Origin of the sequence: Clostridium thermarum (assembly GCF_006351925.1) — a bacterium.
GTDB lineage: Bacteria > Bacillota > Clostridia > Clostridiales > Clostridiaceae > Clostridium_AU > Clostridium_AU thermarum.
Map to the genome: position 1 here is coordinate 726,237 of NZ_CP040924.1, position 11,739 is coordinate 737,975.

The 11,739-nt window shown below is 33.0% G+C and carries 16 protein-coding genes; 14 read left to right on the forward strand and 2 right to left on the reverse strand.

Features of this window, described 5'->3' with window-relative positions:
* The first annotated feature begins 6 nt into the window (after positions 1-6).
* From FHY60_RS03065 to FHY60_RS03095, 9 genes are all read left to right on the forward strand, one after another.
* Positions 7-264, forward strand: coding sequence for a hypothetical protein (locus tag FHY60_RS03065; protein WP_139903321.1), 258 nt, complete (start codon positions 7-9; stop codon positions 262-264).
* Between the two features lie 122 nt (positions 265-386).
* Positions 387-536, forward strand: a complete 150-nt coding sequence (locus FHY60_RS03070; RefSeq protein WP_139903324.1) for a hypothetical protein — start codon at positions 387-389, stop codon at positions 534-536.
* A gap of 124 nt (positions 537-660) precedes the next feature.
* On the forward strand, positions 661-1,944 hold the full coding sequence (locus tag FHY60_RS03075) for a helix-turn-helix domain-containing protein (protein WP_163215714.1): 1,284 nt from the start codon (positions 661-663) through the stop codon (positions 1,942-1,944).
* Between the two features lie 52 nt (positions 1,945-1,996).
* Positions 1,997-2,131, forward strand: a complete 135-nt coding sequence (locus FHY60_RS18420; RefSeq protein ID WP_279230434.1) for a hypothetical protein — start codon at positions 1,997-1,999, stop codon at positions 2,129-2,131.
* A gap of 248 nt (positions 2,132-2,379) precedes the next feature.
* Positions 2,380-3,705 (forward strand): S8 family peptidase, encoded by a 1,326-nt coding sequence (locus tag FHY60_RS03080; RefSeq protein WP_163215715.1) that lies wholly within the window; start codon positions 2,380-2,382, stop codon positions 3,703-3,705.
* 337 nt (positions 3,706-4,042) lie between these two features.
* A complete protein-coding gene (locus FHY60_RS18425) occupies positions 4,043-4,174 on the forward strand; it encodes a hypothetical protein (RefSeq protein ID WP_279230435.1) in 132 nt (43 codons plus the stop codon).
* Positions 4,175-4,301: 127 nt separating this feature from the next.
* A complete protein-coding gene (locus FHY60_RS03085; RefSeq protein ID WP_139903331.1) occupies positions 4,302-5,021 on the forward strand; it encodes a tetratricopeptide repeat protein in 720 nt (239 codons plus the stop codon).
* Entirely contained in the window at positions 5,009-6,061 is a 1,053-nt protein-coding gene (locus FHY60_RS03090; protein WP_139903335.1) for a tetratricopeptide repeat protein, read from the forward strand. The genes FHY60_RS03085 and FHY60_RS03090 overlap by 13 nt, the downstream gene beginning before the upstream one ends.
* Before the next feature lie 27 nt (positions 6,062-6,088).
* On the forward strand, positions 6,089-6,367 hold the full coding sequence (locus FHY60_RS03095) for a hypothetical protein (protein WP_139903337.1): 279 nt from the start codon (positions 6,089-6,091) through the stop codon (positions 6,365-6,367).
* A gap of 174 nt (positions 6,368-6,541) precedes the next feature.
* Here FHY60_RS03095 and FHY60_RS03100 read toward each other — a convergent pair whose 3' ends face one another.
* On the reverse strand, positions 6,542-7,426 hold the full coding sequence (locus tag FHY60_RS03100; protein ID WP_139903340.1) for an RNA methyltransferase: 885 nt from the start codon (positions 7,424-7,426) through the stop codon (positions 6,542-6,544).
* Positions 7,427-7,592: 166 nt separating this feature from the next.
* Here FHY60_RS03100 and FHY60_RS03105 point away from each other — a divergent pair, with 166 nt between their 5' ends.
* The 3 genes from FHY60_RS03105 to nudC are packed head-to-tail and all read left to right on the forward strand — an operon-like array spanning position 7,593 to position 9,654.
* The gene (locus FHY60_RS03105; RefSeq protein WP_243122208.1) at positions 7,593-8,459 is read left to right on the forward strand and encodes a DMT family transporter; all 867 of its coding nucleotides are present in this window, start codon (positions 7,593-7,595) and stop codon (positions 8,457-8,459) included.
* Positions 8,460-8,472: 13 nt separating this feature from the next.
* Positions 8,473-8,790 carry a hypothetical protein gene (locus FHY60_RS03110; RefSeq protein ID WP_139903343.1) on the forward strand — a complete coding sequence of 106 codons (318 nt, stop codon included), beginning with the start codon at positions 8,473-8,475 and terminating at the stop codon, positions 8,788-8,790.
* 15 nt (positions 8,791-8,805) lie between these two features.
* On the forward strand, positions 8,806-9,654 hold the full coding sequence (gene nudC / locus FHY60_RS03115) for an NAD(+) diphosphatase (RefSeq protein ID WP_139903346.1): 849 nt from the start codon (positions 8,806-8,808) through the stop codon (positions 9,652-9,654).
* A gap of 181 nt (positions 9,655-9,835) precedes the next feature.
* On the opposite strand, the gene FHY60_RS03120 is transcribed toward nudC, so the two are convergent.
* Positions 9,836-10,096: a thioredoxin family protein gene (locus tag FHY60_RS03120; RefSeq protein WP_139903349.1), complete on the reverse strand. Its 261-nt coding sequence runs from the start codon at positions 10,094-10,096 to the stop codon at positions 9,836-9,838.
* 137 nt (positions 10,097-10,233) lie between these two features.
* On the opposite strand from FHY60_RS03120, the gene FHY60_RS03125 reads away from it, so the two are divergent.
* Positions 10,234-10,950: a TerC family protein gene (locus FHY60_RS03125; RefSeq protein WP_139903352.1), complete on the forward strand. Its 717-nt coding sequence runs from the start codon at positions 10,234-10,236 to the stop codon at positions 10,948-10,950.
* A gap of 468 nt (positions 10,951-11,418) precedes the next feature.
* The gene (locus FHY60_RS03130; RefSeq protein ID WP_139903355.1) at positions 11,419-11,628 is read left to right on the forward strand and encodes a hypothetical protein; all 210 of its coding nucleotides are present in this window, start codon (positions 11,419-11,421) and stop codon (positions 11,626-11,628) included.
* Positions 11,629-11,739: the final 111 nt, after the last annotated feature.

Here is an 11,739-nt window from a genome sequence, read left to right on the forward strand (position 1 = left end):
TAAGGTTTGGATAGGACTACCATAGTGTTAGAATCTGTAGAAAACTATAATAAGATTATTGCTGGAGTTCAACAGAACTTTGATTTAGAAGTAAAGAAAAAGACAACCAATGGGTATCTTCTGTCAGATAAAAATAATCATGAAGATATAAAGGTTACCGGACGTATTGATGACGATGAAGGAACCACAACCATAGCAATTGAGTGCGCAGACAAGAGAACCTCTGAAAACATACAACAGTGGGTTAAGGACAATTATAGTTAAATATTACAGCAAATAAAATCGCAGTGTGCTTAAAAGGATTAAGCATACTGTGGTTTTATTATAAGTATAATAGATTATTACAATGGTACACAAGTATCCCCTATTAGTGGAGAGAATACTTCTTGCATAGTTTAGACACAGGAGAAGCAAATTTAGCGTTGGATTTTACTTCTGATATGAAGGATTATGGTATAGGTACGCAAATATTAAGCGACTTAATGGTAATAAAAATAAGGCTGATGACCAATAATCTTGAAATTAAAAAAAGTTAATAAAATTGTAAAGAAACACTTTATTATTTTGATTTGTTGTAGTATAATTTTAGTAGATGGTTGTAAAAAATGTAAGAAAGCAATTATAAAACGATTATTTATAATGCAAGAGGAAGATGAACTGATGAAATTTTTAACTCCTGGTGAGAAAATTAAAAAATTGAGAAAACAATTTAATATGATTCAGCAAGATTTTGAGGAAGAATTCATGACCAGAAGTTACTTCGGAATGATTGAAGCTGGCAAAAGAAATATAAATGTGAAAATAGCTACAAGTATTGCTGAAAAATTTAATAAAAAGGCTAAATCATTAGGAGTAGAACTGGAAATAAGCCCTGAATATCTTATGATGTCTCCGCAAGAGGAGGCAAGACACTATTGTAAGGACAAGCTATCTCAGGATTTGAAGGAAGAAGAAATATATGACGTTCTGAGTATTGCCAAGGAATATGACTTACCTGATATAGAGATGGAGGCTTATAAGAAGGTTGGGATAATATACCACAGCAATTATAGGTATTTGGATGCTTTTATAGCGTTTAGTAATGCACTGGATATTGCTAAAAATATTGATGATAAGCAGATACAGGCATATTTGTATAATATGTTGGGTTCATGCAAATATGCAAACATGGAGTATATTGAAGCACTAGTGTACTTTGAACGAGCAAATAACTATGCATCTATCTATGGTGAAAGAGAAATGGAAATTAAGGCACTATTTAACTTAGCATTATGCTATAGAAGACTATCCAAATTTGATAATGCTATTAATGTTGCTGACATATGTATTTCAAAGATTGATGATAAGCTTGAACCGGATAAGTATGTTCGAGCTAATATGATTAAGTTCAATAATTACTCAGATAAAGGTGAGTATGATAAAGCACTACAAATAGGAGAGAAACTTTTGAGTTGGCTTGCGGATGATGAAAGTATAACGGCGGCGTTTGTATATAACAATATTGCCAATATCTATCTAGATAAAGGCGATATAAGCAAGAGCATGGAGTACTTTGGAAAATCCCAAGAAATAAGGAAGAATAAGGAGCCTAATAAATTAAGTCATACAATAATTGATAAGTCGAGGGCTTATATAAAACAAGGATTAAATGAAGAAGCCTCAATGTTACTTCAATTAGGAATTGATATGACGATGAAATATAGTGATCAAGATTATTTGTTAAGGGCATATTATAACCTAATTGATGTTTATACAAATTTAGGAGATACAAGAGGTATAGAACAAACCTATATGAAGGTTACAAATATTCTACAAAGTAAAGATAGGACTGAACTATTAAGAATTTATCTTGAAATTAGTAAATTCTATATAAAACAAGGCGATCTTATCAAAGCAGAGAGATATATAAGTTTGTCGCAAGAAAGCATTGTTAAAGGTTACTAAAAAAGTATATTCTTAAAGCATTATATGATATAGAAAAGGGAGTGTGATTTCAATGTTTACAAAGAAGTTAAAAAGAATTTTGTGTGTATGTCTAATTGCATTAGCTGCTATTGGATGGACGGGTGGATTTGTACTTAATGTTGTTGAAGAAGATACACCAATGATAAAAGTAATGCTTAAGGACTAAAATATTGAATAGTTAACTTGAAACATATTGCGACTTGGTTTATTAAAATCATGTTGCAATATGTTTTTTTTATGTTATAATTTACTTGTAAAAACAATTTACTTATAGAAATGATTCTACATATATGACTTTAAATACACAAAGGTTTAATTTTGAAAATGCCGTGAAACAAAGTATTCAATGGATATGTTACGATAAATGTATGTATGAAAGGATAATCATGAATGCATATATTAGGAGGGATCAATTTGAACTGGGTATTTGAATTATTAAAAGTTAAAGAGGCTTGGGAAACCTTAGACTTTGACAGGATCACCAAGGTTAAAATTGCCCTCCTGGATACGGGGTGCGAGACTAGCCATAGCTTCTTCAAAAATGTACCAATCGACTGTGTTGATGGATATGGAAGAGAAGCAGAGGGCGATGAGGCTGGCAATGGAACGTTCTTCTGCGGTTTGTTTCTTCAATATTTAGACATTGAAGAAACAAGAAAACCTGAAATACTGAGTATAAAGCTTGGTAAGCGGCCGCGAGTTGCTATAGATGATATTTGCAAGGGTATTGATATAGCAATTAAAAGAGGAGCAGACGTAATTTATTTAGGAACTTCTAATGTAAACTATAATGCAAAACTTGCCGGTAAAATAAATGAAGCAGTGGAAAAGGGAATAATAGTGATCTCACATAGTGAAAATGTTATAGTCCGTGAATATACTTTTCCTTCAGCCCTGGATAATGTGGTTTCTGTAGCTTCAATAGACCATAACGGCAAGTTAGCATATCATTCTAATTTTAATAACCTTATAAACATATGTGCCCCAGGAACAAATTTAAGGGGACCATTAACAAAGGAGCAGGCACAAAAATTTAGAGTGGAATTAGATAAAGATGGAATGGCAACTACATATGGTACATGCTATGCTGCAGCAGCAGTCTGTGCTATGGCTGTAATGGCCAAGTCAATAAAACCTGATATAAATACTTACCAATTTATGAATTTGCTTGAATATTCCCCAGCTAGGAAGTGCATAGTTAACAACTATGATAGTTATGAAGTAAAAAATATCTTAAACTTCAAAAGTTGCCTTGATTCTATAAAGTATTCGGGTATATTGGATAATCCAAGAACAAAATATTACTATTGGAATGTCAAATATGCTGACGGCTTTTATTTACAGAACCAATGGGAGGCAGAATTATATTATGGTTCAGGAAAGGCAGTAGAGGATTCTACCGGTGAGGTAGAGATAGAACTTTACAAACTTAATGGATTGAGAAAAGAAATTTTAATGAGTGAAAAGTTTACTTATGAAAATGGTAGGCTGTTCTGGAAGCTGAATTATGATGTGCCGGGAAACTACTTTATAAAAATAAATTCAGATAAAAATAACATAATTAGTACAGATATAGCGGCAAAGGTATTAGATTGGTCTCAACCAATAGACAAGTATGTTCCAGGAGCAGACTCAGGGTTTAAAAAAGAAAATAAGGGCAATAAGAGGTTATTTTTTGCCTTTGCTAACTTAATGGTTTCAATTGGGGCTATAATAGGAAGTCATTTTACAAAAGGATGACCCAATTAATATTTCTAAAACTGCAGAATAAAACTGCAGTTTTTATTTTGCCAGTATATAGACTGTCCTATTGGGTTGCTAGAAATAAATTTCAATTCATATATGCATGTTGCAAAATGTATTACTTTTCCCACAATTTTTAGTGTAGTATAATAATATTTGGGTAGGGTTCTTGACAATAATTGTTGAAAAATGGGGAAAGTTAGATGAAACTATAAATTTAATAATATGAATATTGGAAAATTATGGATTTAAAACAAGTGATGAGGCGGAAGAGTATTGTATTGATAAATACAAAATCAAAATAGTGAAGAAGGAATAAAAGAAGTGACAGAAATTGAAAAAATGTATAAACTCCTTTATAGCAGGGCAGATTTTTAACAATATAGGAAGTCCATATTTGGATTTAGGTGATTTTGATAAAAGCTTAAAATATTATAAGATAAAAAAGATTATACCAAGATGTTAGAAGATAGCTATCATCTAATGGATAAATTAGTAGATAAGGAATCATTGATTGCTGGTTAAGTTGGCTGATAGATAATGAAATCATTACAAGGCTTTATTGTAGAATAAAAAGAGGGTAGGAATTACTTATGCAGTTTATAACAAGTGATGAAGCAGAACGTTATTGTAGTGAAAAGCTGAAGCAAGATGTTAGTGAAGAAGATTTAAAAGAAATTATTAAATTTACGGAATTATTTAATATCAAAAGTCTTGAAGCTGAAGCTAATAGAATACTTGGAGATGAGTATTTTTATAAGTATAAATATATTCAGGCCATTGAACATTATACCAAGGTACTGGATTTTTATAATAAAAATAATATATATGAAAAGATTCCATTTCTATATAACCGAATAGGCGCATGTAAATATGCAGAAATGAAGTATCATGAGGCACTCGAACTATTTGATAAGGCTAATATTTCTGCTGTTGTGTATAATGATAAAACTGCAGAAATACATTCTATACTCAATAGTGCTATGTGCTACAGAAGACTTTCCTGGCTGGATAAGGCCATTGAATATGCGGATGTTTGTATTTCTCAAACTGGAGTCCAGACAAACAGCAATGAACATGTGATGGCACATATGATAAAGATAAATTGCTATCATGATAAAAAAGACTTTCAAAAAGCATTTGAATTAAGCTACAAGCTAGCAAATATTGTCAAGGACGGATCAAAATTTAACATAGGTTTTTTATATAATAATATGGGCAATTTATGCATAGAGCTTGGTAAGTTTAATGATGCAATTGAATTTTTTGATAAGTCTCTAGAGTATAGGAGGAAGGTTTTATGGATTTTCTAACAAGTGATGAAGCTGAGAGATATTGTAGAGATAATTTAGAACAGAACATTGATGAAGAAGATATAAAAAAGATTATTGAAATCGTTAGTTTTTATAAGCTTGAAATCCTAGAAATTAAAGCATATAGAAAGGCGGCAGATTTTTATTATAGCATCAAAAAATATTATGATGCAGCACATTACTGTCAAAAAATACTGGATTATTATATAAGAATTGGAAATGAAGATAAATTAGCATTTTTATATAATCAAATAGGTGTATATAAATATTTGAACATGAATTATAAAGAAGCATTAGTCTACTTTGATAAGGCTAATGTATATGCTATTATGTTCTGTGATTCGGATATAGAAATAAAGTCCTTGTTTAATATGGCGCTAATATATAGAAAAATGCAATGGTTTGATAAGGCTATTGAGTATGCGGAGATGTGCATAGAGAAAACAAGTTATAAGTCATGTCCTGAAAAGTATATCATGTTTTATAGTATAAAGATAAACTGCTATGGAGATATGAGAAAATATGATAAGGCAATAGAAATATGTAGAATTCTAATAGATGAGATAAAGGATCACAATGATATTGTGACCGCATACTTGTATAATAATATTGGAAATCTCTATTTCTTAAAAGGAGACTTAGATGAAAGCCTGAATTATTTTTTTAGGTCAGAGGAAATTAGAAAAATGAAAGAACCTCAGAAATACGGTCGTACAATGATTGATAAATCTATAGTATACATTAGTAAAGGTTTTTTTATTGAAGCTGAGGAGGCTTTATTAGCTGGTATTGAACTGGCATCTACACATAATGACTATGAATATGTCTTAAAAGGACATGAGTATCTGATAATAGTCTATAAAGCTTTAAAATGTGATGCGAGAATTGAAGCAATCTATTCAAAGAACATTGAATTTCTTAAAGAAAAAAAACCGGAAGATTTAAAAAAGATATATTTACAAATGTCCCAATATTATATTAGTCAAGGAAAGCTAGACAAGGCAGATGAATATATAAAACTATCATTAGAAGGGAATTGATGACCATTAAGAAGGCAGGAAGATTAAATGGAATTTCTAACAAGTAGCGAAGCTGAACGGTATTGTAGCAAAAAGCTTCAGCAGGATATTTGTGAAGAAGAGTTGAAGGAGATTATCAAAATCACAAAAATACATAATATTCAGTGTGTAGAGGCTGAAGCTAATATGAGGCTTGGAGATAGTTACTTCTATAAATATAATTATACTGAGGCTGTTAAATGTTATTTTAAAGTGGCAGACTACTATGAAAAGTTTAGTAAGAATGAAAAAACATCACTTAGAGGAATTATTTATAAGTATTATTGAACTACTTAAGAATAAAAACCCCCAAGAATTAAAGAAGACCTACCTTGAAATTGCTGAATTTTATATAAAACAAGGCAAGCTAGATAAAGCTAATAAATATATGGAGTTATCTCATAATATATAAAGCGGAAACCTAGGTTATAGGCTTCCGCTTAAATTTAGCACAAATTGAAATTATCTCTTCATTATTCCCTTATTTTTCAAAGCCACCTCATACATGATAATGGTGGCTGCAACTCCAACATTTAGGGAGTCGCAGCTTCCAAGCATAGGAATGGAAATACCGGTGTAGTCTGTATTGTACCAGGTTTCATCAATGCCGTATTTTTCGCTTCCCATCACTATAGCCACTCTGTTTTCGTAATTTAAATCGAAATACTGATTTTCTGCTCTCGTATCAGTGAGTACTATGTTAAACTTATTTTTCTTAAGCCAGTTGATAGTTTCTTCATAATTACTGTCTATAATGGGTACTGTGAAACACGCTCCAAGACTGCTTCGGATGGTCTTTGGGTGATTTAGTCGGGTTTTTCGGTTATTTATTATTATGGCATCAATACCTGTAGCGTCTGCAGATCGTATAATGGTACCCACATTTCCAGGTATCTCTAGGCCATCCAGAACTACAACTATATTATTCTTTTTAAGCACGATATCATCAAAGGAGGCATAAGGAAGATAGCATACCGCCATCAAACCGTGAGAGTTATCCTTCTCACTGATTGAACTAAACACTCTTTTAGACAGCACATAGACTTCTTCTGCCGCATTCATAAGCTTATCAATTAGCACTTGAGCTTCTATAGTGTAAATATCTTCTATGCATATAATAAGGTACTTGATTCGTATTGAATTTTCCGCCAGCAAGTTTAATCCCCAGATGCCTTCAATAACTGCAAGTCGCTCTGGGTTTGGTTTGGTATTTTTGTTTAGCGCATCTATTTTCTTTATAAGAGGATGCTGCTTACCGGCAAAGTGAAGCCTAGACTTATATCTATTTACAATCAATTTTTCTTTTTCTTCCAGTGTATAATTTCTTAAATCTTCAAAGTTACTCATCCTAATTACTCCCACCTATTATTTATTAATAGTATTGTACAATTGAGTTAATTATAAACCAGTGCTACAAGGCTGGCAATAAGTAAATATTCAAGAAAATTATTCATTGTATAACGAAAGATTTTATCATATACTAATATTTACGGTGAACAAAGGAGGGCTAATTTTGATTAAAGGATACATATATTCTGCAATGTCTGCTATATTGTTTGGAAGTGCAGGAGTAATAATTAAGCTTGCTTTTGCTGAGGGGGCAGAATCCATAAGCTTGTTAACCTTACAGTATATAATTGCTGTAGCAATAATGTTCTTTCTTATACTTATCACCAATAGAAGTGCTCTAAAGATAAGTAAAAAGGATTTGTACCATACAGCGGTGCTCGGCATAGTAGGAAACACCTTTATGACTGTGTTCTATTATCTGGCTTTTAGTTACTTGGATGTTTCATTGGTAGCAATTTTGTTATATACATATCCAATTATTGTTTTTATGTACTCATTTATTTTTGAAAGAGAATCTATAACCAGCAATAAGCTCATAGCCCTAATCTTGGCCTTTGTAGGATGTTTTTTTGCTTTGGGTCTGATGGAAGGGGCAGGAAAGGTTTCCTTGGTGGGAATAGGCGTCGGGCTTTTAGCTGCGGTCTTCTTTGCCTTTATGAATATCTATTCTGAGAAGAAACTCAGCACTATGAATCCGCTTTGTATTAATTTTTACTCCACCGCCTTTTCGCTGCTGTCATTGGTTATCTATCAGCCGCCTACTTTCTTATTCAGCGGAGAGGTAACAGTTAGACTGGTAATCTTAACAGCGGTATTGGCTGTTATATGTGAGATCATGCCTTTAACTCTCCTATATGCTGCAATTAAATACATAGGCTCATTAAGAGTATCGATTATAGGCAATCTGGAGATCCCAACAGCAATGGTTCTGTCCTATTTACTGTTAAAGGAAACTGCAGCCCCTATACAGCTGCTTGGTGCTGCAATGGTTATATACGCTGCGTACAGTATAAAAAAAGAAAATGTATAGAGGAGCGATAGTCTTGTTTAAGATAGAGGATTTGATGTCCGGCGATTTCTCAGCCTATCCCGAAGAGGTGCAGACATACTTACAAAGTTTTTCTGAATTATTTAGAGAATACCTGAAGGAGGAACTCATAGAGGATACTCTAGTGAAGGTATTTAAAAGTATAGAGAGTGGAAGTGAGGAATACAAAGAAATTCTTAGAGAAATTCTGGAACATGGTCATAAAGGGTATAAAAATATGTCCACACGAACCCTGTTGAACCTATACCTAGAAATGAAGAAAGAAGAGGAATTTATTAAGCTGCTAGAAAAAGTAAGCAATGAATTAGAATGAGAAGGAGTCTCTAATATGGAACATGGAGAATATCTTTATTTTATACCGGCTGTTGAGTTCCCGGAAGAAGAGAGCACTGAAGCTTTATGGTTCGTTTTTAACGGAAATAAGCTTGCAGTAGAAACAAGGAATGATAAAGCAGAAATACCTTCGAACGCTAAAGTGAATGAATACAGAGACAAGTTGAAGAGCGTATTCTATTTAGGAGAATTAAGAGGCATACAATGCTATACTGCTGAAATGGATAATGCAACTGCAGTGGGAGAGGATTTTAAATTTATTGACTTAAAAACTATAATGCCCAGTCTTGAGCCGGAAATATTTTTTGTATCAGCCAGGGCAATTCAAATAATAAATTGGGACAAGGAACACAAGTACTGCGGCTGTTGTGGTGCCCTCATGAAACTGAAGAGGGGGGAGAGGGCCAAGGTGTGTCCTGAGTGCGGGCTCATAAACTACCCAAGGATATCACCGGCCATAATAGTGGCGGTAACAAGGGGAAAGGAAATCTTATTGGCACACAATAAAAATTTTAAACCAGGTATGTACAGTGTAATAGCCGGCTTTGTAGATCCCGGAGAAACCTTCGAAGAATGCGTAAAGCGTGAAGTTATGGAGGAAGTTGGCATAAGGGTAAAAAACATAAAATACTTTAGGAGCCAGACATGGCCCTTTCCCAATTCCTTAATGGTAGGTTTCACTGCTGAATATGATAGTGGGGAAATAAGTCCGGATGGAGTGGAAATAGAAGAAGCGAATTGGTATACGGCGGATAATCTTCCCTCCATACCATCAAAAGTTACGATTGCAGGGAAACTCATTAAGTGGTTTGTGGAAAATACAAATAATAAGGATGTTGTATAACCGAAAGAAAAGGTGAATAAGTTTAATTGACAATAAAAGTTTTACAATATGTAAGTTGGATTTTCCTCATTTGAGATAAAGTTATCCAGGTCCTCATCATATAAAATGTAATCATCAGCTTGCATATAAAAGAAAAAGAGATTGATATTTATCTTTCAATCTCTTTTTCTCGTCTATAAAATTACTTCATGGCTTTCTCATAAACCTGCTGTATAATTTCCTTGGAAGCCACGCCTTCATGGACCTTAACTCCTTCTATATAGTAAGCTGGAACGTAATAATAATCATACTGATTAGCTATTTCCGGTTCCATGCCCTCATCTATAATCATAACAGGAACATCAGCATACCTGGGGTGCTCCTTTTTTAACTCCTCCATCCAGGAAAGAGCACGTTTGCAATATGGACAGTTATGTAAAATAAATAGTGTTACAGGTTTCATTCTATCACCAGCCTTTTAAATTGTGATATACATATTATACTTCAAAATTATAAAAAAATATATAAAACCTATAAGTATCATAAAAAGAATCATCAGTAATAAAATATATAAGTACATATTTTAAATGAGGAGATTATATGGAACATTACATAACTTTGATATTAGGAATTTTAGAAATCACCATGTTGGATTTAGTGCTGTGCGGAGACAATATTGGCATAATTGCTTTAGCCACAAAGGAGTTACCAAAGAAGTCTGCTAAACTTGCCAGTTTTATTGGGATAACTGGAGCCATTATATTAAGAATTTACTTTGCCGCCTGTATTTCTGTTTTTTTAAAGGTAAAATGGATACCTTTAAGGCTTGTAGGGGGTATAATTCTTGCTAAGGTAACATGGGATTTGATAAAGTCCGACCATGAAGATGAAGAATACCACGGGAAAGAAAATAAAAAGTTTTGGGATGCAGTATTTTCTGTAATTATTGCTGATATAAGCATGAGTCTTGACAATGTTTTAGCTATAACCGGTGCGGCAGATGGAAACATGCTTCTAATTACTTTTGGTATTTTGCTTAATATACCAATTATTTTTTTCGGCAGTCAGTTTGTAGTTAAATTAATGAAAAAGAATCCCATGGTAATTTATATTGGAGGGGCAATTCTTGCTTTTACCTCTGTAAGAATGATAGTAGAAGATGCTCTGTTTAAGCATTATATTACCTTAGGGAATAATGTAGAGAAAATTCTTCCATGGAATGCGGCACTCATAACATTGATCTACGGATACGGCCGGGCCAAGGAATCAAAGAGTCAGATTGACAATAATAGAAATAAAATTACAAGAGCCTCTTAAATTATTTATTATACAGGTATAATGTCATATCATTTGTGAGAGAATAGCTTTGAGAGATTACTTCTGATGAAGGCCTGGAGGACCCAAGAAAAGGACCTGTTTTAGCAGCAAGCCCTATGGTAAGCGGTATGGGAGGCTTCGAAGAAGTTGCTGGTGTAAACTATAGGGTATGAGGTTGACAAAAAATGAAGAAGAGGCGAGACAAATATTGAAAGATGCCAGTGGAGATCTAAAAAATCCTCATAAGCAACTGTGGCAGGGAGTTATGAGGATTTCTTTATGGAGTTAACAAATTTTTAATAACATTTTAAGAAGTATTTAATACTGTCTTTGTTATACTGTGTTATAATATACTTGTAAGTTAATTTATTCTTTTTGATAAACCGGTAAAAAAGATAGGTTAATTTGCGAGCCAATTTATTATTGTAAACGTATAAATATGTAAGAGGAATTTTGGGAGGGATTGAAATGCCGATGAGAGTTAAAATGGATGGAGTAGTTGGACAGATTATAGAACCTTATGGCAAATTCAACTATGGTGATATTGTAAATATTATAAAGATAAAAATATCAGAGTTTGATTTCTTTAAAAGTAAGGCCTGTGTAACAGATGGACAAGGTGTTTACTGGATTGATATGAAAAACCTGGAGCTGAGACCTGGAAATTATAAGGTATAGGCTACATAACAAAAACTGCGCGTCAGCGCAGTTTTTTCAATTAATAATTGATATTCAAGTTGGGTAAATTTTGGCAAATCACGTACATTCTCCTAATAATTACTCTAATCT